General features: G+C 71.2%; 19 protein-coding genes. 13 read left to right on the forward strand and 6 right to left on the reverse strand.

Going from position 1 to position 22894, the window contains the following annotated elements:
• Positions 1 to 89: 89 nt before the first annotated feature.
• Entirely contained in the window at positions 90 to 1163 is a 1074-nt protein-coding gene (locus QFZ75_RS16440; RefSeq protein WP_307537709.1) for a medium chain dehydrogenase/reductase family protein, read from the reverse strand.
• Positions 1164 to 1411: 248 nt separating this feature from the next.
• Here QFZ75_RS16440 and QFZ75_RS16445 point away from each other — a divergent pair, with 248 nt between their 5' ends.
• The 3 genes from QFZ75_RS16445 (at position 1412) to QFZ75_RS16455 (ending at position 3721) form a co-directional block, all read left to right on the forward strand.
• Positions 1412 to 2113 (forward strand): TetR/AcrR family transcriptional regulator, encoded by a 702-nt coding sequence (locus QFZ75_RS16445; RefSeq protein WP_307537711.1) that lies wholly within the window; start codon positions 1412 to 1414, stop codon positions 2111 to 2113.
• A gap of 218 nt (positions 2114 to 2331) precedes the next feature.
• Positions 2332 to 3243 carry a hypothetical protein gene (locus QFZ75_RS16450; protein WP_307537712.1) on the forward strand — a complete coding sequence of 304 codons (912 nt, stop codon included), beginning with the start codon at positions 2332 to 2334 and terminating at the stop codon, positions 3241 to 3243.
• Positions 3244 to 3355: 112 nt separating this feature from the next.
• Positions 3356 to 3721: a PH domain-containing protein gene (locus QFZ75_RS16455; RefSeq protein WP_307537714.1), complete on the forward strand. Its 366-nt coding sequence runs from the start codon at positions 3356 to 3358 to the stop codon at positions 3719 to 3721.
• Here the strand turns inward: QFZ75_RS16455 and QFZ75_RS16460 are convergent.
• Positions 3699 to 4874: an MFS transporter gene (locus QFZ75_RS16460; RefSeq protein WP_307537716.1), complete on the reverse strand. Its 1176-nt coding sequence runs from the start codon at positions 4872 to 4874 to the stop codon at positions 3699 to 3701. The two genes, QFZ75_RS16455 and QFZ75_RS16460, sit on opposite strands and share 23 nt — an antisense overlap.
• Before the next feature lie 127 nt (positions 4875 to 5001).
• Here QFZ75_RS16460 and QFZ75_RS16465 point away from each other — a divergent pair, with 127 nt between their 5' ends.
• Together QFZ75_RS16465 and QFZ75_RS16470 are read left to right on the forward strand one after the other, a co-directional pair.
• Positions 5002 to 6102 (forward strand): helix-turn-helix transcriptional regulator, encoded by a 1101-nt coding sequence (locus QFZ75_RS16465; RefSeq protein WP_307537717.1) that lies wholly within the window; start codon positions 5002 to 5004, stop codon positions 6100 to 6102.
• Complete coding sequence (locus QFZ75_RS16470) at positions 6092 to 6619, forward strand: glutathione peroxidase (RefSeq protein WP_307537719.1); 528 nt, start codon at positions 6092 to 6094, stop codon at positions 6617 to 6619. The genes QFZ75_RS16465 and QFZ75_RS16470 overlap by 11 nt, the downstream gene beginning before the upstream one ends.
• A gap of 225 nt (positions 6620 to 6844) precedes the next feature.
• On the opposite strand, the gene QFZ75_RS16475 is transcribed toward QFZ75_RS16470, so the two are convergent.
• Together QFZ75_RS16475 and QFZ75_RS16480 are read right to left on the reverse strand one after the other, a co-directional pair.
• On the reverse strand, positions 6845 to 8866 hold the full coding sequence (locus tag QFZ75_RS16475; RefSeq protein ID WP_307537721.1) for an MFS transporter: 2022 nt from the start codon (positions 8864 to 8866) through the stop codon (positions 6845 to 6847).
• Positions 8867 to 9091: 225 nt separating this feature from the next.
• Positions 9092 to 12271: a D-alanyl-D-alanine carboxypeptidase gene (locus QFZ75_RS16480; RefSeq protein WP_307537723.1), complete on the reverse strand. Its 3180-nt coding sequence runs from the start codon at positions 12269 to 12271 to the stop codon at positions 9092 to 9094.
• Positions 12272 to 12522: 251 nt separating this feature from the next.
• On the opposite strand from QFZ75_RS16480, the gene QFZ75_RS16485 reads away from it, so the two are divergent.
• The 4 genes from QFZ75_RS16485 (at position 12523) to QFZ75_RS16500 (ending at position 16654) form a co-directional block, all read left to right on the forward strand.
• A complete protein-coding gene (locus QFZ75_RS16485; RefSeq protein WP_307537724.1) occupies positions 12523 to 13281 on the forward strand; it encodes a GPP34 family phosphoprotein in 759 nt (252 codons plus the stop codon).
• A gap of 487 nt (positions 13282 to 13768) precedes the next feature.
• Positions 13769 to 14626 (forward strand): helix-turn-helix transcriptional regulator, encoded by an 858-nt coding sequence (locus QFZ75_RS16490; protein WP_307537726.1) that lies wholly within the window; start codon positions 13769 to 13771, stop codon positions 14624 to 14626.
• 281 nt (positions 14627 to 14907) lie between these two features.
• On the forward strand, positions 14908 to 15108 hold the full coding sequence (locus QFZ75_RS16495; RefSeq protein WP_307537728.1) for a DUF397 domain-containing protein: 201 nt from the start codon (positions 14908 to 14910) through the stop codon (positions 15106 to 15108).
• A 385-nt stretch (positions 15109 to 15493) separates the two neighbouring features.
• Positions 15494 to 16654 carry an ADP-ribosylglycohydrolase family protein gene (locus QFZ75_RS16500; RefSeq protein WP_307537730.1) on the forward strand — a complete coding sequence of 387 codons (1161 nt, stop codon included), beginning with the start codon at positions 15494 to 15496 and terminating at the stop codon, positions 16652 to 16654.
• Positions 16655 to 16761: 107 nt separating this feature from the next.
• Here the strand turns inward: QFZ75_RS16500 and QFZ75_RS16505 are convergent, their stop codons facing one another.
• Complete coding sequence (locus QFZ75_RS16505; RefSeq protein ID WP_307537732.1) at positions 16762 to 18327, reverse strand: sodium:solute symporter family protein; 1566 nt, start codon at positions 18325 to 18327, stop codon at positions 16762 to 16764.
• A 152-nt stretch (positions 18328 to 18479) separates the two neighbouring features.
• Positions 18480 to 19265: an SDR family oxidoreductase gene (locus QFZ75_RS16510; RefSeq protein WP_307537734.1), complete on the reverse strand. Its 786-nt coding sequence runs from the start codon at positions 19263 to 19265 to the stop codon at positions 18480 to 18482.
• 128 nt (positions 19266 to 19393) lie between these two features.
• Between QFZ75_RS16510 and QFZ75_RS16515 the strand changes: the two genes are divergently transcribed.
• The 4 genes from QFZ75_RS16515 to QFZ75_RS16530 all read left to right on the forward strand — a co-directional run bounded on the left by QFZ75_RS16515 (position 19394) and on the right by QFZ75_RS16530 (position 22864).
• On the forward strand, positions 19394 to 20245 hold the full coding sequence (locus QFZ75_RS16515; RefSeq protein WP_307537735.1) for a hypothetical protein: 852 nt from the start codon (positions 19394 to 19396) through the stop codon (positions 20243 to 20245).
• A gap of 111 nt (positions 20246 to 20356) precedes the next feature.
• Complete coding sequence (locus QFZ75_RS16520) at positions 20357 to 20872, forward strand: DUF2165 domain-containing protein (RefSeq protein ID WP_307537736.1); 516 nt, start codon at positions 20357 to 20359, stop codon at positions 20870 to 20872.
• A gap of 54 nt (positions 20873 to 20926) precedes the next feature.
• Positions 20927 to 21316 (forward strand): hypothetical protein, encoded by a 390-nt coding sequence (locus QFZ75_RS16525; protein ID WP_307537738.1) that lies wholly within the window; start codon positions 20927 to 20929, stop codon positions 21314 to 21316.
• A gap of 192 nt (positions 21317 to 21508) precedes the next feature.
• Positions 21509 to 22864, forward strand: coding sequence for an FG-GAP and VCBS repeat-containing protein (locus QFZ75_RS16530; RefSeq protein ID WP_307537739.1), 1356 nt, complete (start codon positions 21509 to 21511; stop codon positions 22862 to 22864).
• Positions 22865 to 22894 lie beyond the last annotated feature (30 nt).

The following is a 22894-nucleotide window of genomic DNA, read 5'->3' on the forward strand; positions in this document are numbered from 1 at the left end:
GGGGTCGGGTTGGTAGGTAAGTAGATCAGTCGGTCCGTCGGCGGGCGCCGGTGCGGGTTCGGGTGCGGGTGCGGGCACTGTCGAGGCTGTCAGGGGGCGAGGATTATCTTGCCGACGGCGGGGCGGCCGGAGGACTCCGCCATCTCCATGGCCTCGGCGGCCTGGGCCAGCGGGAAGCGGGCGGCGATCTTTGCGGTGAGCACGCCGTCGCGCAGCAGGCCGAAGACGTGGGTGAGGTCGGTGCGCGTCCGGGCCCGGAACGCCTCGCGCCTGGCCGAGTCCGGCTTGCCGGAGCCCGCCCAGATGTCGTAGAAGCCCGCGTGCCTGCGTGTGGGCAGGTAGTTCCAGAACGCCAGCTTGGCCAGCAGCGGCAGGAAGTCGAGCAGTACGGGACGGGTGTCGTCGAGCGCGGCCGCGATGCTGTACGAGACCAGCGTGCCGGTGCGGTTGAGCAGTCGGTAGGAGAGGCTGACGCTTGCGCCGCCGAGGTGGTCGAACACGGCGTCCACGCCGTCGGGGGCCAGTTCCCGGACGCGGGCGGCGAGGTCCGGGTCCCGGTAGTCGATCGGCTCCACGCCCAGGGTGCGCAGCGCCTCGTGGTGGCGCGAGCCGGCCGTGCCGATCACGCGGGCGCCGGCGTCCCGGGCGAGTTGCACCAGGACCGAGCCCACGCCGCCGGCGGCGCCCGTCACGAGCACGGTCTGCCCGGCCCGCACCTTCGCGCGGCGGTGCAGCATCTGGTAGGCGGTCAGGCCGTTGACGATCAGTGTTTCCGCCTCGTCGGGGCCGATTCCCTCAGGTACCTCCACCAGGTCGGCGGCGGTCAGCAGGACGGCGGTGGCCCAGCCGCCGGTCTTGGTCAGCGCGGCCACCCGTCGGCCGAGCAGGGCGGGGTCCACACCGGGGCCGACGGCCTCGACGACGCCGACAAGGTCGTAGCCGGGCACGAACGGAAACGCGGGCTGGCCGTAGTAGCGGCCTCTGCGCATCGCGCTCTCGGCGAAGGACACGGCGGTCGATTCAACGCGCACCAGGGCCTGACCGGCGGCCGGCGACGGCAGTGCGCGCTGGACCAGTTGCAGGCCGGACGGCGCGACCTTGCCCGGCAGCACCACCTCGGTGGCGGTCACGGTGGTCTCGTCGGTGGCATTCGTCTCGGTCATGGCCGATCCCTTCAAAGCATTGCGACTATTCGTCACTCTGTTAATGGTCGTAACTATGCATCGATCTATCGTGTTGCGTCAACCGATAAGTCAACCGGCGGCTCGGCGCACGAGCCCTCCCACGGCTCCGGCATCGATCGCGTCGCGGACCGCATCGCATCGCATCAGAGCCGTGGCCGGTCGATGCGTTACGGCTCGTCGCATGATGTCGAGGCGTCAGTACTTGCGTGGTCCGTTACGATGCGACGGTGACTAACGAAACGCGGACGGTGAGCAGGCGCGAGCGGCTACGGGCCCAGACGTTCCAGGAGATCGAGGAGGCGTCGTTCGCGATCATCGACGCGGAGGGCGTACAGGCGTTGTCGATCGCGGCGCTGGCCCGGAGCATGGCGATGTCCGCACCGGCGGTCTACCGCTACTTCGCGTCGCGGGACGCCCTGGTGGCGCACCTGGTGACGCTCTCCTACCAGCAACTCGCCGCGGCGATGAGCCAGGCCGCGGAGGGCGGCAGGAAGGCGCCGGCCACGCGGGTACGGCTGATCGTCACCGCGTACCGCGACTGGGCGCTGCGGTACCGGCGGCGTTACGGAATGCTGTTCGGTGAGCGGACCGGCGACGTGCCCGGCGAGGTCACCGCGCGGACCCCGCTGGATCAGGCGATGGCGCTGCTCGTGGACCTGCTCGCGGCCGTCCAGGACCCCGCGTCGGCGGACGGCACCAGCGGCGACCGTACGCTGGACGGGCAACTGCGGCGGTGGGCCCGTACGCAGGAACGGGCGGACACCGCGCCGGTCCTGGCCCGCGCCGCCATCCTGATCTGGACGCGGGTCCACGGGATCGTGAGCCTCGAACTCACCGGCGTCTTCGACGACCGGACGATCGAGGCGCAGCGCCTGATCGACCTGGAGATCGACGACGCCGTCCGGTCCCTGAGGCCGACCGGCCCCTGAACAACCGGCGAAGGTGAAGACGAGGGCGAAGAGAGACGGCGTCGGCGTGGGCGTGGGCGTGGGCGAGTACCTCCAAGAGGTCCTCGGCGAGTTCCGGGATACCCTCGCAGCCTTTGCGTGATCAACCAGTTGTTCCGGGGGGAACCATGGGGATGCCCGAACGCCGGTTCGTCCGTCCGTCCGTGTCGCGGAGAGTGGCGGGTGCGGGCCTTGGAATCGTGTTGCTCGGCGGGGGAACCGGAGCCTGCGGCACCGGCACCGGGAGTGGAACCGGCGCGGCCGCGAAGGAAGCGGCGCCGGTCCTGACGCCCGCCGAGGCCGTGGCGAAGGCCGCGGAGGACTCCGACGACATCACGTCCCTTCATTACCGCATCACCGGGTCCGTGCCGGAGAGGGGACGGCTGACGGCCGAGGCGTTCATGAGGACGGCACCGTTGGCCATGAGCATGAAAATGACCACCTCGGCCCTGCGTGCGAAGGGTCCGATGAAGGTCCGGTACGTCGGCAGGACGCTGTACGTCGGCGGCAGTGCGATCGACGTCGTGAAGTCGGGCGCCACAGGGGTGGACACCGAGGAGCTGGGCGACAAGGACTGGCTCCGTCTCGGACCGGCGACCTGGGGCCGTTACTCCGTCGACAACAACACCTACAAGATGCTGCCCCGTCAGATCGAGGGCAGCCCGATCACGCAGTCCACGCTTCTGACCGGCTCCAAGAACGTGCGGAAGGTCGGAGCCGAGACGATCCACGGCGCCCGGACCACGCACTACAGAGGAACGGTCACCGGTGAGGGCATGCGCGCCGCCAGGGACACCGCCAAGGGCAAGACGGCCCGGGAGCGCCAGATCAACAGCCTCGATCAGTTCCTGGGGCTGTGGCTCGACAAGTCACTCACCATGGACCTCTGGATCGACGAGGACGGGCGCGCCAAGCGGTTCCACCTGTTCGGCGACTCCTACAAGGCGCGCTACAGCGCCGCCGGGAAGCCGCTCAAGCCGACCGTCGGCGAGCCGGTCGACATGACCGTCACCTTCCTCGCGGTCAATGAGCCGGTCGCCATCACAGCCCCGCCGGCCGGTGACACCGCCGATCTCGGCGCGCTGCTGGGCGCACCGGCGCAGAGCGGGTGAAGCCGCACATAAGGCACTGAGCAGGGCCGTGGGAGGACAGGGCATTGCTCCCCTTCGCCCACGGTGCGAGGCTCTTGGGACTTTGCATGTCCACAGCTGACAGGGGTTCGTCATGGCACTGTTCGGAAACGCCCATACCGTCGACCCGGGCAAGGCCCAGAACGACTACGCGCGGCTGCTCGGGCACGACGAGCAGGTGCACGCCGCCTTCCAGTTGATACGCGACACCATCCTGTTCACCGACCGGCGTCTCATCCTGGTCGACAAGCAGGGCATCACCGGGAAGAAGACCGAGTACCACTCGGTGCCGTACCGCAGCATCACGCACTTCGCCGTCGAGACCGCCGGGACCTTCGATCTGGACGCCGAGCTGAAGATCTGGATCTCCGGCACGCCCACGCCCATCGAGAAGACCTTCACCAAGGGCGTCGACATCTACGAGGTCCAGGCCATCCTCACCCAGTTCGTGGCGCGCTGAGCCGTACCGGTCCCAGTCCCCGCGCCAAGGCCAGCGTCACGGTGACCGAGGCCGCCGCCGTCGCCGTCATCGCCGTTGCCGGGGACGTGAGTTGAGCGAGCGTGCCCGCCAGCGCCGCGCCCGTCCCCTGCGCGGCCAGCATTCCCGACGAGTGCAACCCCAGCGCGTGGCCCGCCAGTTCGGGCGGGGTCAGCGCCATGAGGCGTTCCTGTTGGAGCAGGCTCGCGGCGAAGCCCACCGAGGCCAGGGCCGCGAGCGCCGCGGCGACGGGCGGGCCGGGGCGCAGGGCGAACAGCAGGTACGGGGCCGCCAGGAGCAGGAGCAGCGGGACCCCGAGCCGGGCGCGCAGGACGGGGCCGGCCAGGCGGGCCACCGCCACGTCCCCGGTCAGCATGCCCAGCGCCGCGCAGGCGAAGAGCAGACCCGCGTGCGCAGGGGCGTAGGAGACGTAGAGGGACTCGCAGCCGACGATCAGGCCGTTGGGGAGCCAGAGCGCCAGGTAGAGGTGGCGGCGCGGGGCCGCGGAGAGCAGGGTCCTGTTCGTGTGCCACGTCGCGCGTACCGAGGGGCGGCCCGTGACCCTCGGCGGGCGCGCGGTCAGCGTGAGGCGGGCGACCGCCGCGGCCGTCGCGTACAGGGCCGCCGCCGTCAGCAGGGCCCCGCGCGGGGACAGGAGCGCAATCAGTACGCCGCCGGTGGCGTACCCCGTGATCTGGGTGACGCCGTTCATCATGTTGAAGACCGAGCGGCCCAGGATGTAGCCGTCCTCGGGGAGGATCTCGTTCAGCAGGCCCCAGCGGACACCGCCGCCCAGGGAGGCCACCAGACCGAGGGCGAGGATCACGGCGAAGAGCGTCCAGAGCGGGGCCGGGAGCGCCAGGAGGGCCGTACCCGCCGCGAACGCCAGGGCCGTGCCCGTCATCGTGGCGCGGGGCGGCAGGCGGTCGGCCGCCGACAGGAGCGTGGTCGCGCCCAGGACCTGTGCGAGCGACGGGCCGAACATCGCCAGGGCCGACAGGAGCGGTGAGTCCGTGGCCCGGTACACCAGGGTGCCGAGCGCGAGGCCGCTCATCGTCTGGGCCGCCACCTGTGCCGAGGAGGTCAGGAAGAGGGGCGTGAACTCCGGTGTACGGAAGAGGGATCCGTACGTCATGGACGTCGTAGAGGACGTAGAGGTCGCAGAGGTCGCAGGCATGGTCCGGAGTCTCGGGCCCGTGCCGGAGCGGGCGTTAGAGTTTCGCGTCCGTGCGAAACCGCAGCGGGACGAAGGAGGGGCGGGAGTGGGCTGGTGGCAGGTCAGTGCGGACACCCTCGCGAGCAGCCGTTTCGTGGTCTCGCCGCTCGCCGAGACCTTCGCCTGTCTGAAGACCCTGCACGTCAAGACGGCCGCGCATCCCGGTGAACGGGCCTGGCTGGCCGCCCATCTGCCGTTCTACACGCGGCGGCTGGCGGACGATCCCGTCACCGCCGCGCTGGTACGGGCCGGGTTCGGACCCGAGTGGATCGCCGACTTCCTCACGCCCACCCCGCGCGGCGAGGAGGACTTCGCCACTGAGGTCGCCCGGGTGCGCGGAGCCTCCCCCGCGGCCGCCCGCGCCCATCTCGCCGTCGCCCTGCGCGGTCCGCTCCCCGCGGTCCTGCGGGACCGCGACGACCTTCCCGACCGCGCCGCCGACCTGCTCACCGACGTGTGGACGCAGACCGTACGCCCCGACTGGCCCCGGCGCCGGCGCGTGCTGGAGGCGGACGTCGTGGCCCGTACCGCCCGGCTGAGCCAGGAGGGCTGGGCGGCCGCGCTCGGCGCGATGCGGCCTGGCATGCGCTGGCTCGGCGGGAACCGCCTGCAGGTCAACCTGCACGAGTATCCGCCCCGCAAGATCTCCGGTGCCGGGCTCGCCTTCGTACCGGTGACGCCGCAACGGCGCGGGTGGGTGTCGTGGGAGGACGGGGAGGAACGGCCGCACCGGTACGCGGTGGTGTACCCGTGCTCGGGCGTGCTGGCGCACGGGGAGCCGCGGGCCGCGTCGGCGTCGGCCGCTCCCGTGTCTGCGTCTGCGTCTGCGTCCGTGCCTGTCCCTGCGTCTGCGTCTGCGTCCGTGCCTGCGGGTCTCGTCGGGCTGCTCGGCGGCGCGCGGGCCGGTGTGCTCGTCCTCCTCGGCTCCCCGATGAGTACGAGCCAGCTGGTCGCCGTCACCGGGCAGGGGCTCGGCTCGGTCGGCCGGCACCTGAAGGTCCTGTTCGACGCGCGGCTGGTGGGGCGGCGGCGCGCGGGGCGGTCGGTCCTCTACTACCGGACGGCCGAGGGTGATGTTCTCGTCGGGGCACAGGGCGGCGGCCCGGCGCCGGGCCGGCCGGGGCTAGCATCCGCTCATGACTACTGACAACGCCACCACCTCCGACGCCACCCCCGGCGCCTCCGTCCTCGACGTCGACATCGATGCGCTGCAGGGGGGTTCCGCGGACCTCGGCCAGTACAAGGGCCGGGCCGTCCTCGTCGTCAACGTGGCGTCCAAGTGCGGACTCACCCCCCAGTACGCGGGTCTGGAGCGGCTGCAGGAGCGGTACGCGGCGCAGGGGTTCACCGTGCTCGGGGTGCCCTGCAACCAGTTCCTGGGGCAGGAGCCCGGCTCGTCCGAGGAGATCGCGGAGTTCTGCTCGGCGACGTACGGCGTGACCTTCCCGCTGACCGAGAAGGTCGAGGTGAACGGGGACGGACGGCACACCCTCTACGAGCGGCTCACCGGTTTCGCGGACGGCGAGGGCCACAGCGGTGACATCCGCTGGAACTTCGAGAAGTTCCTGATCGGCCGGGACGGCACGGTGGTCGCCCGCTTCTCCCCGCAGACCGAGCCGGAGTCGGCCGAGGTCGTGTCGGCGATCGAGACGCACCTCGGCTGAGCGCCGCGGTACTCCGGCCGAGCGCCGCGGTATCCCGGCCGAGGCCCCGGCGCCTCGGCCGAAGGCCCTGGGACCTCGGAAGGCCCTGGGGCCCCGACCGAACGACCCGACCGAGGGGGCCCGGACCTGGCCGAGCGTCCTGACCGCCGGGCGGCCCGGCGGCCAGTCGTCCGGCGGCCAGGCGGCCAGGCGCCCAGCGGCCAGGCGCCCGGCGGCCCGGGGTGCCTACTCCCCGCCCCCGCGGACCTCTTCGCGCAGTTCCTCGGGGCAGCCGGTGCCCCGGGGCAGCTGGTAGGGGGCCGCCAGGCGGTACGTGCCGGCACGGGGCGCCAGCAGCTCCGTCCACCGGTCGCCCTGGGCGTCCTCCTCGGTCTCCATCAGGCAGCCGTTGACGTTGTCGTACGCCTTCGGCTCCCCGTCCTCCCGCTGCTTGGACTCCTCGGTCTCCTGCGGGGGCTTGAGGCTCTTGCCCTGCGCGTCGACCAGCCCGAGCCACGGCGAGTACGGGATCCGGATGAGCACCCGGCCCGCCCGCTTCACCTCCAGCGTCACCTCGCCCTGCTCGGCGCGGGTGACGACGGCCGGCGGGTCCGCCATCGGGGTGGGGTCGGTGACCTCGAAGAGCTGCCAGTTGGCGTCGCCCCAGACCTGCTTCAGGTACGGCATCCCGCGCTGGACCAGCTCACGCTCGCGCTCGCCGCCGTCGCCGTCGGGCTCGCCCTTGGGGACGACGACGTAGTGGACGGCCCAGCGCTGCAGCCACTCGTGGTAGTTCGCGGAGTTGAGGGTGTCGTCGTAGAAGAGCGGGTTGCGCTCCATGTCCGCCTGCCGGTTCCAGCCGCGGGCCAGGTTGACGTACGGGGCGAGGGCGGACGCCTCCCGGTGGGAGCGGGCCGGTACGACCTCGACGCGGCCCTTCTCGGCACCGACCACCTGGAGCTGGTTGACGAGGGGGGCCAGTTCGCGGGCCCAGGACGCGGCGGGCGTCGTGTGCACGATGTCGTCCACGGCCTTGAAGCCGATCCAGGCGTTCATGCCGATGAAGGCCACCACGATCGCGTACCACTTGCGTGAGCGCGGCGCCGTGAACGGCAGCGCGGCGATCAGCGCGACGCCCGCCAGCAGCATCGGCAGGCGGCTGATGTTGGAGCCGATCTGCGAGTTGATCAGCCAGACGAGCAGGACGGCGAGGCCGTACACCGCCGACGTGATGCGGACCGTCTTCCACTCCTCGGGGACGAGGAGGAAGACCAGCACCGCGTACGTGAACGGCAGCAGGACCGACGCGAACATCATCGGCTGCGTACCGGAGAAGGGGAACATCCAGGCCGAGACGCCCACGACGGCGGCGGGCGCGAGGCCCAGCGCCCACGCGCCCGGGCGGCGCTTCTGCAGGAACAGCGCCACGGCGACGAAGCCGACGAAGAGGCCGGCCACCGGGGACGCGGCGGTCGCCGCCGCGGCGAGGGGGGCGGCGCACAGGGCCTTGGCCCAGCGCTTGTAACGCCACCGGTACGGCCAGCAGAAGACGACGGCGGCCGCACCGAGCGCGAAGACCATGCCGAGGCCGAAGGTCACCCGGCCCGAGGCCGCGTTGCACAGCAGCGCGAACACTCCGGCGAGGGCCGGCCACACCGGGTTCCGTACGGCCCGGCTGCGCATCAGCACCAGCGTGAGGAGGCCGGCGGAGAGCGTCCCCGCGACCATCATCGTCGTCCGCACGCCGAGCACGGCCATCAGGTACGGGGACACCACGCTGTACGACACCGGGTGCATGCCGCCGTACCAGGCCAGGTTGTACGCCGAACCCGGGTTGCGTCCCACGAACTCCGCCCACGCGTCCTGCGCCGCGAGGTCGCCCCCGCTGTTCGCGAACGTGAAGAACCAGATGATGTGGAGCACGCCGGAGAGGGCGGTGGCCAGGACCGCGGGGTGGCGCAGGAAACGGCGCAGACGGGTGCCGGAGCCACCACCGTCCGCGTCTCGGGTGTCCAAATCACTGCCGTCCGCGTCGCGGGGGCCGGCCTCCGCGTCCGGGGTGTCGCCGCGGGACTCGTCGTCCGCGTCCCGGGCGCCGGGAGGCGCGCCGGTCCCGGGGGTCCCCCCGGGCAGGTCGGCGGCCGGGTCGGTGCCCCGGTCGGCGGCCGGGCCGGGGTTGTCGGCGTGCCGTGTACGCACGCCTATTCGCGGGCCGGCCTCGCGGCCCGGCTCGGCGTCGTCGGCGTGGGTCGGCTCCGCTGTCGCCACGTGCTGGCACTCCCGTGTCCCGTTGTTCCACTCTCGGCCGGGCCCCGCGGCGGGCGGCGTTGCCCCATCCGCGCGACGCTAGCACGCACCCCGCAGGACGGGCCCCGGGTGGGGTTCCGTCGGCGGGGTGCGGCCGGTCCGGCTGCTTCCGGGGGCGTACGCCCCCGACCCGGCCGGCCCCTCGGGCGTACGCCCCCGTCGGGCCGCCCGGGTCAGGCCGCCTGGTCAGGCCACCCTGGTCAGTTTGGCGCCGAATCCCGGTTCGGTGAGGTCCGACCGGAGCGCGACCGGAACCTCGACCGCGTCGCCCGTCGTACCGCCGCCGACGCTCAGCGAGCCGACCTCGGTTCCCGCCTTCGCCTCGTGCGGGATCGCCTTGCCGTCCTCGTCCAGCTTCAGCTTCACCGTCTTGCCGGCCCAGCCCACCGCGGAGACGTCCTTGGTGGCGACGACCGGCGTACGGCCGCCGAGCCCGTCGTCCACGTACCCCACGACGTCGCCCTTCTTCAGGATCTTCCGCGAGGTCAGCGCCTCCTGGGCGGCGATCATCGCCGTCTTGCTGACCGCGTTGACCGTGTCGATGATCGGCGGCGTGTGCTGGCCGAGGACCGCGCCGACGACGATGACGTTCTCGCCGCCGACCTCCTGGGTGGCGGCGAACAGCAGGTTGCCGCCGGCCTTGGTGGTCGAGCCGGTCTTGATGCCGATGGCGTTGTTGTACGGCACCAGGCGGTTGTAGTTGTCCCACTTCCTGCCGGACGGGTCCGTCCAGGTCGGCAGCTTGGTGATGTCGACCAGGGCCTTGATCCGCACCAGCTCGTTGCCGAGCTTCACCTGGTCCTCGGCGGTGGAGACCGTGGTCTCCTTCAGCCCGGAGGGGTCGGTGTAGGTGGTGTTCTTCATCCCGAGGTCCTTGGCGGCGGCGTTCATCTTCTCGGTGAACTTCGCCTCGGAACCCGCGTCCCAACGGGCCAGCAGACGGGCCACGTTGTTCGCCGAGGGGATCATGATCGCCGCGATGGCGTCCTTCTCGGTGAGGGTGTCGCCGTCCTTGATGGTGTTGAGGGTCGACTCGCCCTGCGCGTCGTAGCCGCCCTCCTTCTCCGCCTTCGCGTCGACGGGGATCTTCGCGCCGTCCGCGCCGGCCTTCAGCGGGTGCTCCTTGAGGATCACGTACGCCGTCATGGCCTTGGCGACCGAGCCGATCGCGACGGGCTCCTGATCCCCGAACGAGTCGACCGTGCCGAGGCCGTTGACGTCCATCCAGCCCTGGCCCTCCTCGGGCCACGGCAGGGAGACCTTGCTGCCCTCGAAGGCGTAGGACTCGTCGGCGGTCAGGGTGAGGGTGGGCGTGGGCAGCGGACGCACGGCCTGTACCACTGCAAACACCACGGCCAGCAGGAGTACCAGCGGGGTCCAGATCTTGACCCGGCGCACGATCGTACGCACCGGGGTCTGGCGGGGCAGCGGCGTGTTCGTCAGCTCGGCCAGCAGGTCCAGCGGCGGCCGCGGCGGAAGAGGCTGCTGCGAGGTCCGCTCGGGCCCGACCTGCGGCACGACGGCGGTCTCGGAGGCCGGCGCCACCCCGGAGGGACCGGCGGGCCCGGCGGGCTTCGCCTTCGGCGGGGCGGGCTCGTCGAGCGGCTTGAGCGCGACGAACCGACTGGTCCGCTCGGCTTCGGCCGGGCCCTCGCCACGGCCGTCCGCCTTGCCGTCGGTCGCCTTGTCGCCGTCCGCCTTGCCGTCGGCTGCCTCGCCGCCGGTCGCCTCGCCGCCGGTCGCCTTGCCGCCGGTCTTCGCTGCGGTGCCGGTGCCTGTGCCGGAGTCCGGCTCGGCAGCCGACTCGGCGCCGGTCGGGGTGTCCACGCCCGCGCCCGGCTTTCCGGCGGGCTCGTCGCCCCCGGCCTTCGCGGCGCCGCCCAGCTTGAGCATGGCCGTGGGCCGGTCCACGGCGGGGGGCCGCTTGAAGATGGCGGTGGCCTGGTCGGCGGGGTGACCGCGCTCGGTGTCGGTGTCGGTGTCGGCAGCCGCGTCCTCGTCGGGCGCGGGGGCAGGCTTCCGAGCGGCGTCCGCGCCGGCCCCGGAGGCCGACTTCGCGGCGGGGGCCTTGTCGCCGTCGGAGGCGGCCCGAGCCGCGCTCTTCGGGGCCCCGGCCGTGGAGGCTGCCGCTTCGGGCACACCCTCCTCGGGCTTGACGTCAGCCTTCACAGCAGCGGTGCTCCGGTCGGCGGCAGGGGTTTCACCCTTGGGTTCGGCGTCGGCCTTCGCGGCGGCGCCCTGGTCGGTGGCAGAGGTTCCGGCGTCGAGGCGGACGTCGACGTCCGGATCGGCGTCGGTCCCCGGGTCGGTGCCGGTCTCCGGGACGGCGTCCTCGGCCGGGATGTCCGTCTCGGCGGCGTCCGGCAGCGCGGCGTCCCGCGGAGCGCGCTTCGCCTGCGCGGTCCCGTCCGCGGCCACGGCCTTGGCTCCGGCTCCGGCTCCGGCTCCGGCTCCGGCAGCGGTTCCGGCTCCGGTGTCAGTCTTCGGCGCGGACTTCGCCGCGCCCGCCGCCTCGCCGGGAAGCTTCGACTCGGCGTCGGCATCGGCATCGGTGTCGACATCGGTGTCAGCGTCGGCGTCGCCGCCGGGCTTCGCGGTGGTCCCGGTCGCGGTCCGCGCGGCCGGAACCGACTCGACGTCCTCGGCCGGTACGTCCGCCTCGACGGCATCCACGGACTCGGAGCCCGCATCCGTACCCGAACCCGCACCCGGACCCGCGAGCGAGCCGCCCGGCGCGGCATCGCCGGCAGCAGCGTCCTCCGCCGATGCCGACACGCCAGGAACGGCGTCCTGCGGCTCGGCGTCCGAGCCCGCGGAGCCGGAGTCACCACCGAGGTCTCCCCCGTCCGCCTTCGAGCCCGCGTCATCCGCGTCGGGGCCGGAACCGCCGGCGGAGTCGCGGCCGGTCGAGCCCCGGCCCGCACCCCGCGCTCCCGGTTTCCCGCCCGCGTCCGCGCCGGCGCCCTCAGGGGCGCCTCCAGGCGCCTCCTCGTCCGCCGTGGCGGCCAGGGCCGCCGCCGCGCCCCGCAGGCGCCCGTCACCGCCTCCGGCGCCCTTCCCGGTGCCGCCGCCGGTCGGCTCCGGCTTCGCAGAACCGTCACTCCCCTGCGGACTCCCGGCATCCGGCTCCTCGGCCCCGGCGGCGGAACCGGCGGAACTCGCCGCCTCCGTGACACGCCTCGTCGAGAAGACCGCCGTCGCCGTGTCCGGCCGGCCGGCCGCCGGACCGGTGTCCGTCCGGGCCGCGGCCGTCACCGGGTCCCGGGACACCGCCAGGCGCGGATCCGGAACCGACGCCTTGCTCCCCGACGTCGGCTCTGCCGACGACTCGTGCTGCTTCGACCTGTCGGGGAACTCGCCCGCCACCGATGCCTCCTCCGTGCGCCACACACCGTGCGCCCAACCGAACCATGAACTCGAAAAGAACCAGAAAAACAGTGCACGCGGGACCCGGCCACCTGTGTCCGAACCGTGTACCAGTGTCCTGTGTGCGGGGTTGACCCCTGCGGTAGACGAGAACGACATATCTACTGGTTCCGCTACGAACCGGTCACGTGCTCTCGACAGACCAATGTGAGAGGGGTCACCCTGTCATTCATCCACGCGGGGAGGCATGGATGGGCAGGAGCCGCAGAACACTTCCGGAGGAGCTTCTGCTGCTGGCGTTGGACCCGACCACGGGTACCACCGCACAGCCGCAGTCGCTCGACCTCGGTCTGGCCGGAGCACAGCTAGTGGAGCTGGCGCTGGCCGGACGGATAGCCCCAGACGGGGATCGTATCGCCGTGGTGGCACCACGGCCGACCGGAGATCCGACCTTGGACTGTGCGCTGGAACTACTCCGCAGGCGGGGTGCTCCAGTACGCGCTGTGAACTGGATCGGCGGGCCCCGACTGGGGTTGCGCCAGACATATCTCTCGCATCTGGAACGGTGCGGCATGGTTCATGCCGTGGCGGGACAGATGTGCGGGGTGCTTCCGACGACTCGCTACCAGGCGACCGACACGGAGATCAGCCGGGAGATCAGGAACCGGCTGGACAACGCGATCCGCACCGGCGTCCCGCCGGATCCGCGGACCGCCGCACTGGCCGCGCTGGCGCATGCCGTCGGCCTGGGCAAGCACCTCTACCCAGGGAACGAAGGGCGTTCGTCGCGCTCCCGCCTCCGGGACCTGATCAGGCACGACCCCATGGGCGGCCTCGTGGCTCACGCCGTGATGGACGTCCAGAACGGTGTGGCCGCTCAGCCACGCCGCAGCCCGGCCCCGCCGGCCGGCCGTCAGGCCGCCCCAGGAGCCGGACCCGCATCGGAGCCCGCCAGGGGCATTCCCATGCAACCGCACCGCGGTTCGATGGCGCGCGCCGTGGCCCACTGAGTCACCGGTCCACGGCACCTCCGGCACGACCGCAGCACAGAAGTACCGAACGACCGACAACCGCAGCAACTCCGCAGCACCCACCGTGCACCACGCCTCGCGCGTCACGCACGATCAGCGCCGCACCGCAGTCCCCAGGATCCGGTTCGGGAGCCGCTGGACCGCGCGGGGTGACGGGCCGTACGTCCGGACGACGACATGGCCCGCCGCCCCGCGCGGCCGCATGTCCGTGGCCGTTCCCCCACTCGCCGTCGGTCCCACGGCCACGGACATGGACACGGCCGCTCGCCGTCACCTCCATGTTCACGCCCCGCCCTACGGACCGCCAGATGGCGCGAAGTGGCGAGAGGTGGCGAGACGTGGCGACAAGTGGTGCGTACGCACCGCATATCCGCTGTTCCGTAGCGGCGGCGAGCGCCTTGGTGGCAATCTGCTCAACAGCAGATACGCAAAGTACAGGCAGTCCGCAGCCGGAGGTGCACGTCCCGTGGCGTCCAACGTCAATCCCACCGTCAGGCGTCGCCGGCTGGGCCAGGAGCTGCGACGGCTCCGGGAGCTCAAGGGCATGACGGCCGAAGAGGTGGCCGAGCGGCTGCTCGTCTCGCAGTCGAAGATCAGCCGTCTGGAGAACGGGCGGCGCAGCATCAGCCAGCGCGACGTCCGCGATCTGTGCGGGGTGTACGAGGTCGAGGACGTCCGGATCGTCGACTCGCTGATGCAGATGGCCAAGGACTCCCGTCAGCAGGGCTGGTGGCACTCCTTCGGCGACATCCCCTACAGCGTCTACATCGGTCTGGAGACCGACGCGGCGAGCCTGCGCGTGTACGACCCGCTGGTCGTACCGGGCCTGCTGCAGACCCGTCCGTACGCCGAGGCCCTGATCCAGGGCGCGCTCCCGGAGGCCGCGGCCGGCGACATCGACAAGCGCGTGCAGGTGCGGCTGCGCCGACAGGAACGTATCTCCGACCCGGAGAACCCGCTGCGGCTGTGGGCCGTCCTCGACGAGGCGGCGCTGCGCAGGACCGTCGGCAACAAGCAGGTCATGATCGAGCAGTTGGAGCACCTGGTCGAGATGTCGCACGTGCCGCACGTGACGGTGCAGGTCATCCCGTTCACGATGGGCGCGCACCCCGGGGTGAGCGGTCAGTACGCGATCCTCGAGTTCCCGGACGCGGCCGACTCCAGCGTGGTCTACATCGAGGGCGTCACCAGCGACCTTTACCTGGAGAAGGCGAACGACGTCCAGAAGTACAGCGTGATGTACGAGCATCTGCGGGCGCAGGCGCTCAACGCCGACCAGTCCCGTGAGTTCATCGCGGATGTCATGAAGGACTACGCCCACTGACACGAAGGGCTACGCGCACCGAGGTGACGCGGGGCCGGTTTTGAGCGCTCCGAGGCTCCGCGAGAAGAGAGGGGCGGACCATACACCCTCTACCTATTACTGCGGAAGACTCGGCTGGCATATGTCACTCGGACGAGTGAATAGTCGCTTCGCGCAAGGAAGTTGGCGAGTAGCGTCGATCACGCCAAGGGGCAACAACCTTGGCGCAATCCGAACCGCGGGTTCCGGAAGGAACCCGCAACTCGGTGACAGGCACTCAAAAACCGGCCAGCGGAGCGAACATGCCGATCATGCAAGGTGCCACGGACACGTGGACGAAGTCTTCGTACTCACAGGGGAACGGCGCGTGCGTCGAGGTGCGGTCCCCCGTCCTGGCGGCGATGGCCGTCCGCGACTCCAAGGTCGCCGAAGGCCCCACGCTGGCCTTCCCGGCGGAGTCGTGGAACGCCTTCGTGGCAGAAGTGAGCCGGGGCGCCGTCTGACAGGGACAGCCGCCTGACAGGGACAAAGGCCCCGTACGGACGGGGACCTCGCACAGCAGGAGCCGCAGAAGTCCCGGACACCACTTCTTCTCCTCCTTCCACTGTTTCCACCACTACTCCTGGCATTGCACCTACCACCGCAACTTCATCGACAACTTCACCGACAACTTCATACGTTTCACGAAAGAGCCCTCTCGACCGGCCCGCCGTCCTGGCCGAGGGGGCTCGGCCCTGTCCGCACCTTTGCCTTGCCGACCGACAAATATGATCAGTCGGTTCACTGTTCGCATACCGTTCCGGCTTTCAACCGACCGTTCCTGTTCGATTACAGTGCTGACTTGTCGGCTGTACCGAAGGAATCGGATCGGGAACTCAGGAGGCCTCGGTGGGTGCGAATGCCGGTGCCGTCTGGGGCCGTGCCGAACAGCAGGACTTCCGCAGCCGGGTGCGCGGCACGCTCCTCGGCGCAGCGGTGGGCGACGCGCTCGGTTCGCCCGTCGACGGCCTCTCGATGGAGCTGATCCGGGCGGCGCACGGCGCCGAAGGACTCACCGACCTGGCCCGGGGGTTCGGCAGGCGCGGAGCCGTCTCGCACCTCACCCAGCTGACCCTGTTCTCGCTCGACGGCCTGATACGGGCCCAGGTGCGCCGTGACACCGGCGCCTGGCACCCGCCGACGGACCTGCACCGCGCCTATCTGCGGTGGGCCGCCACCCAACGCGACTGGGGCCCGGACGAGCGGCGCAAGGAGGACGGCTGGCTGGCCCGCGAGGAATGGCTGTACGCACGCCGTGAGCCGACCCGCGCCTGTCTGCTCGGCCTCGGCGACGAGACGATGGGCACGCTGGACGCGCCGAAGAACCCGGACGAGCGAGGCGTCGAGGCCGCGGCCCGCTCCGCGCCGTTCGGGCTGCTCGTCGGCTGGGAGCCACAGCTCGTCATGCAACTCGCGGTGGAGTGCGCGGCGCAGACCCACGGCCACCCGCTGGGCTATCTGTCGGCCGGGGCGTACGCCGTCATCGTGCACGGGCTCGCACGCGGGGAGAGTCTGGACACCGCCGTCCAGCGGGCGTTGCAGCAGCTGGCCCCGCGCCCGGGGCAGCAGCCCGTCGCCGAGGCGCTGCAGCGGGCCCTGGGGGCGGTACGGCAGGGCATGCCGTCCCCGGCCCGGGTGGAGGACCTGGCCGGGAACGGGACGGCCGAGGGGCTGCTCTCGGTGGCCGTGTACTGCGCACTGGTCGGCGAGGACACCCGGCACGGACTGTCCCTGTCGGTGAACCACGGCGGCGCGTCGGGCGCCGCCGGGGCGCTCACCGGCGCGCTGCTCGGCGCCCTGCACGGCGAGACGGCGCTGCCGCCGTCCTGGCTGGCCGAGCTGGAGGGCCGCCCCACCATGCTGGTCCTGGCGGACGACTTCGCGATGGAGATGACCCAGGGCCCCGCCCTGCACGGTCCGGCGGGCTCCTCACCGGCCTGGCTGGCCCGCTACCCGCGCGCGTACGCGGCCCTGTCCGGCTCGACCGCCACCCCGGTCACGGCGGGCTGACCGGTCCGGGTGACCGGTCCGGCAGGGGCGGCAGGGGCGGGTGACCGGCAGGACGGCGGGGCGCCCGGTGCGAGCGGCCGCCCCGCCGTCCCCGTGCACGGCTGCGGTCAGTCCTTGGCCGGTGTGCCGACCACGTCGTCCGCCGGGCCGGCCGGAGCCGGTACCGCCGCGGCCGCGGAGCCGCCGTCGTCCGAGTTGATCTTCGCGATGAGCGCGTCCCGTTCCGGGGTGTCCTCCGGCTTCACGTATCCGATGAGGATGTAGAGGACGAGCGAGACCGCGAGCGGGATCGACACCTGGTACTGGAGCGGGACCCCGCCCTCGACGTTCCAGCTGATCGGGTAGTTGACCAGCCAGAAGGTGACCAGTCCGACGCCCCAGCTGATCAGCGCGGCCGTCGGTCCGCTCTTGCGGAACCAGGGGAGCAGGCCCAGCATCAGCGGGATCGCGATCGGGCCCATCAGTCCGGCCACCCACTTGATGACGACGGTGATGATGTCGCCGAAGAAGGCGGAGTCGACCTGGGTCGCGATGGCCATCGACAGGCCGAGGAAGAGCAGCGTGGCGCAGCGCGCGGCCAGCAGCCCCATCCGGGTGTCCCATTCGCGCGCCTTGCGCGAGACCGCGGGCATGATGTCGCGGGTGACGACGGCCGCGATGGCGTTGGCGTCCGAGGAGCACATCGCCATGGTGTGGGAGAAGAACCCGACGATGACCAGGCCCAGCAGCCCGTGCGGCAGCAGGTGTTCGGCCATCAGCGCGTACGAGTCCGCCGGCACGTCGGTCTTGATGATCAGCGGCGCGACCCACATGGGGAAGAACAGCACCAGCGGCCAGACCAGCCAGAGCGAGGCGGACAGGATGCCCGAGCGCGTGGCCGACTTCGCGGAGTCCGTGGCCATGTAGCGCTGGGCCTGGTTCCACATGCCGCCGTTGTACTCGAAGGTCTTGATGAAGAGATAGGCGATCAGGAAGACCATCATGTACGGGCCGGCCAGCAGCTTGGTGTGCCCGTCGAGGGCGGGTTCGTCCCAGACGCTCCACAGGGTGCTGAAGCCGTTCAGCTCGGCCATGACGGCGACGAGCATCGCGACACCGGCGATGAACTGGATGATGAACTGCCCCAGTTCGGTCAGCGCGTCCGCCCAGAGGCCGCCGACCGTGCAGTAGATCGCCGTCACGAAGCCGGTGACCAGGATGCCCGTGTTGAGCGAGACGCCGGTGAAGACGGACAGCAGGGTCGCGATGGCGGCCCACTTGGCGCCCACGTCCACGATCTTCAGCAGGACGCCGGACCAGGCGAGGGCCTGCTGGGTGGGCAGGTCGTAGCGGTTCTTCAGGTACTCCAGCGGCGAGGCCACGTGCAGGCGTGAGCGCACCCGGTTGAGGCGGGGCGCGAACACCTTCGCGCCGATCGCGACGCCGATGGCGATGGGGAAGGACCAGGTGACGTAGGACGTGACGCCGTACGTGTAGGCGATGGCCGCGTACCCGGTGAACATGACCGCGCTGTAGCCGGACATGTGGTGCGAGATGCCCGACAGCCACCACGGCATCTTGCCGCCGGCGGTGAAGAAGTCGCTGACGTTGTCGACCCGTTTGTGGGACCAGACACCGATCGCGACCATCACACCGAAGTAGCCGATGAGCACGGCCCAGTCGAGACCGTTCATATGCCTTCTCCCAGGATCGTCAGGGTCGTGAAGCGCCCGCTCATCGTGGGTTCGATGGCATGACTGCGACAACATCCCGTACGGTCAAGGCGAAGCAAAATAGTTCAGCTTACCGACCTCGGTTCATGTCCATGAATGCGACACGGAAGCTGTCATCGCATCAGCTCCCCCGCGTTGACCAGCAAGGACTGTCCCGTGATCGCCCTCGCCCGGTCCGACGCCAGGAACACCGCGGCGTCCGCCACGTCCCCGTCCGTGGCCAGCTCGGGCAGCGCCATCCGGGAGGACAGCCGCTCCAGCACCTCGGCCTCCGGCACGCCCTCGGTGTGCGCGGTGAACTGCACGTACGCCTGCACCGGCGGGCCCCACATCCAGCCGGGCAGCACGGTGTTCACCCGGATCCGGTGCGGGCCCAGTTCGCGCGCCAGGGAGTACATCGCGCTGGTCAGCGCGCCCTTCGAGGCCGCGTACGCCGCCTGCCGCACCTGGGAGGGGGCGGCGACGGACGACTGCGTCCCGATGACGACCACGGACCCGCCGCGCTCCTTCAGCGCCGGCAGACAGGCGCGGGTCATCCGCAGGGTGCCGAGCAGGTTGACGTCGAGGACGGCCTGCCAGGTGACGAAGTCCGCGTCCTCCAGGCCGCCGAAGCAGCTGTCCCGGGCGGCCACGTGCACGACGGCGTCGAGCCGCCCGAACCGCTCGACCGCGAGCGCGGCGAGCGCCTCGCACCGGCTCTCGTCGGTGATGTCCGTCGCCCGGTACGCGGTGCGGGTGCCGCCGGGGTCGAGTTCGGCGGCGGCCTCGGCGAGGTTCGCCTCCGTACGCGCGCCGAGCACGGCGTTCCCGCCGTCCCGCACGACGGCCGCCGCGACCTGGTGCCCGAGCCCGGCCCCGACCCCCGACACGACGACGGTCTTCCCCTGCAGCAACGACATCACGGACCTCCCGACCCTGGCGCACAATCTGACGGTCCGTCAGAGTAGGCGTGTGCGGGGGACGAAGGAAGAGGGACCGAGAGGGACCGAGAGGGACCGAGAGGTCGAGAGGGAGGAGGGGGAGCGCCGTGCCCGATGACACGCCCGTCGACACGCGCAGCGAGGTGTACGGGGAACTGGCCGCCGCCGGCCCGTACGGAGTGCGTCCCGGCCACGCCCTGATCACGATGGTGGAGCCGCACCCGGGACACGAGCACGCGTACAACCGCTGGTACGAGGACGATCACTACTACGCCGGCGCGATGGCGATGCCCTGGATGTACGCGGGCCGCCGCTGGGTCGCTACCCGGGACCTGCAGCTCCTGCGCGTGCCGGAGAAGTCCGCGGTCGCCCGGCCGGTCACCACCGGCTGCTACCTGTCGACGTACTGGATCACGGAGGGCCGCTACGACGACCACATGAAGTGGACCGTGGGCATCAACAAGCGGCTGAACAGGGACGGGCGGGTCTGTCAGGACCGTACGCACGTCTTCACCGCGTTCCAGGACCACGAGGCGACGGTGTACCGGGACGGGGACGCCGGGCCGCGCGACTTCCACGCGCTGGACCATCCGTACGCGGGGCTGGTGCTGCAGGTCGTGGACGCGCGGTCCCCGGCCGGGCGGGGCGAGTTGCTGGAGTGGCTGCGCTCCCGGTACCTGCCCGAGCGGCTCGCGGGGTCGCCCGCCGCCATGGTCACCGTCTTCCGGCCGACGCCGCTGCCCGGGGACCGGATGTCGTACGTGAAGCAGGTCGAGGGGGTCGGCACGCGGCTGACGCTGCTGTGGTTCCTGGAGGCGGATCCGCGGGAGTGCTGGGAGGAGTGGTTCACCGGGCTGGAGGCGCCGGTGGCCGGGACGGGGCTGGGACGGGTGGAACTGGTGGCGCCGTTCGTGCCGACGGTGCCGGGGACCGACCTGTACGTCGACCGGTTGCGGTGAGCTGGTTTCGGTGAATCGGTTGCGGTGAACCGGTAATCCGGTGGTCTTGCGCGGCATAGATGGTGTCAGGTGTTCGTTGAGCAACACACCTGTCAACGAGGGGACTTGAGGATGGCCGTAGCACGCGCGTTACCGATCACCGCGACCCTGCTCACCGGCACGGTCGCGCTCTACATCACGCTCGTGGCGTTCGGGAACATCACCGACTTCGGCACCAACCAGCAGTTCGTCCAGCATGTGCTCGCCATGGACACCACCTTCAAGGACGACGACCTGATGTGGCGGGCCGTGGAGTCCGAGGGGCTCCAGAACGCCGCGTACGTGGCGATCATCGCGTGGGAGACGGTGGCCGCGCTCGTCCTGATCCTCGGCACGTTCCAGTGGCTGCGACGGGACCACGTCCGGGCCCGGCGGACGTCCACCGTCGGGCTGCTGATGCTGATGCTGCTCTTCGGCGCCGGGTTCATCGCCATCGGCGGTGAGTGGTTCGCCATGTGGCAGTCGGAGGACTGGAACGGGCTGGATGCCGCGATGCGGGTGTTCCTGCTGAGCGGGGTGGTGCTGGTGCTCATCCACCTGCCGGTGGACCGGGACCCGGCCGGGGGCGGCGCCAACGGGGCCCTCTAGCTGATCTGTTCCGTTCGAGGCCGAGCTGTTGGACCACGCCGCCAGGAGGAACCCGTGTCGTACCCGCACCTGCTCACCCCCGCGGAGAAGCTCGCCGACGCGAAGAAGCAGTCGGACCTCCCGCGGATCGTCGTGATCTGCGGCTCCACCCGCTTCATGACCGAGATGGACGAGGCCGATCTGCGGGAGACCGAAGCCGGAAGGATCGTCGTCAAACCGTGCTGCGACATGAAGTCGCCGCACGCGCTTCGGTACGGTCCCGTCGAGGCCGAGGCGCTGAAGGTGCGACTCGGTGATCTGCACCGGGCGAAGATCCGGCTCGCCGACGAGGTGCTCGTGGTCGGCGACCGCATCGGGGACAGCACCCGAGCCGAAATCGCCTACGCCCGGTCGCTGGGCAGGCCCGTGCGGTTCACGCACCCCGAAGCCGACCCTGACGTCTGACCGTCCGCCGCCACCTCGACAAACGGGGCGAGCACGCACTCACGACGTTTCCCGGCGCCGGCGTACAACCCTGTGGCCCCGCTACCGGTCTCCTGTTCGCGGGCCCCACGCGCCATCTGGCCACGAAACCTGCTTCGGCGACCGGACCGCCGGCCGGCCCGCCCTCGCGACCGACAAGGAACCCCACCACTTATGCGTATCCGCGCAACGACCACGCTCGCCACCTTCCTGGTAGCGGGCCTGACCCCCCTCACCCTGCCCGCCGCGGCGGCGAACGCCGCGCCCGCGAAGTACGGCGACGACTTCAACGGCGACGGCTACCGCGACTACGCGTACTCCAGCTTCAGCGCCAGAGGGGGCGGCGGCGTCAGCGTGATCTTCGGGACCGCCACCGGGCCCGGCTCCACACACCAGCGCATCACCCAGGCGAGCTCCGGCGTGCCCGGCGCCGACGAGGCCGACGACATGTTCGGCGAGGTACGGGCCGCCGCGGACTTCGACGGCGACGGATACGGCGACCTCGCGGTGGCGGCGACCGGCGAGAACGGCTTCCAGGGCGCCGTGACCATCCTGTGGGGATCCGCCTCCGGCCTGTCCAAGGGCACGACGCTCCCGAACAAGAACCCTGGCCGCAACAACTACATGGGCAAGGACCTGGCGACCGGCGACTTCAACGGCGACGGCAAGCAGGACCTGGCCGTCATCAACGAAGCCATGACCTACGTCTACCGCGGCCCGCTCAAGCGCTCCGGCACCACCGGCACCGTGACCAAGCTCGACAGGACGACGTCCTTCTACGCCTCGGCCCTGGTCTCCGGCAAGGTCAACGGCGACAAGCCGACCGACCTCGCGATCATCGGTGACGTGGTCGGTTCCGAATCCATCGCCTCCGACGTCTGGTTCATCAAGGGGGGCGCGAGCTCGCTCACCCCGGGCACGAGCCTGCGCCTGGAGTCCCAGTCCGGCGACGGCGGCGAGGGCGAGCGCGGCGGCGACGGCGTCATCGCCGACTTCGACAAGGACGGCTACGGCGACATCGCCATCGGCACGTCCCTCCACTCGAAGCACAAGGGCCGCGTCAGCGTCTGGTACGGCTCGTCCGGCGGCCCGTCCCGAAGCGCCCGCTTCACCCAGTCGACCAGTGGCGTCGCCGGGTCCCCGGAGAACTACGACGAGTTCGGCTCATCCGTCTCGGCGGGCGACGTCAACGGCGACGGCTACGCGGATCTCGCGGTCGGCGTGCGGGGCGAGGACATCGACGGCCGTGACTACGCGGGCGGCGTGCACGTCCTCAAGGGGCGGGCGAGCGGCCTGTCCGGTACCGGCTCGCAGTGGTTCGCCCGCAACACCCCCGGCGTACCGGGGCCGTTGACGGCCAACGATGAGTTCGGTGGTCTGGTACGGCTGCGCGACATCGAGGGTGACAAGACGGCCGACCTGTACGTGAGCGGCCTCGACTCGCTGCGGCTGCCCGGCTCGGCCGGCGGCATCACCACGGCGGGTGCGACGGAATACGACACGGCGCCCATCAGCGGCTTCCTGGAATAAGCCTTCCAGGCGGCCGGGCGCGTCCTCGTT

It is taken from the genome of Streptomyces sp. V3I8 (assembly GCF_030817535.1).
Lineage (GTDB): Bacteria > Actinomycetota > Actinomycetes > Streptomycetales > Streptomycetaceae > Streptomyces.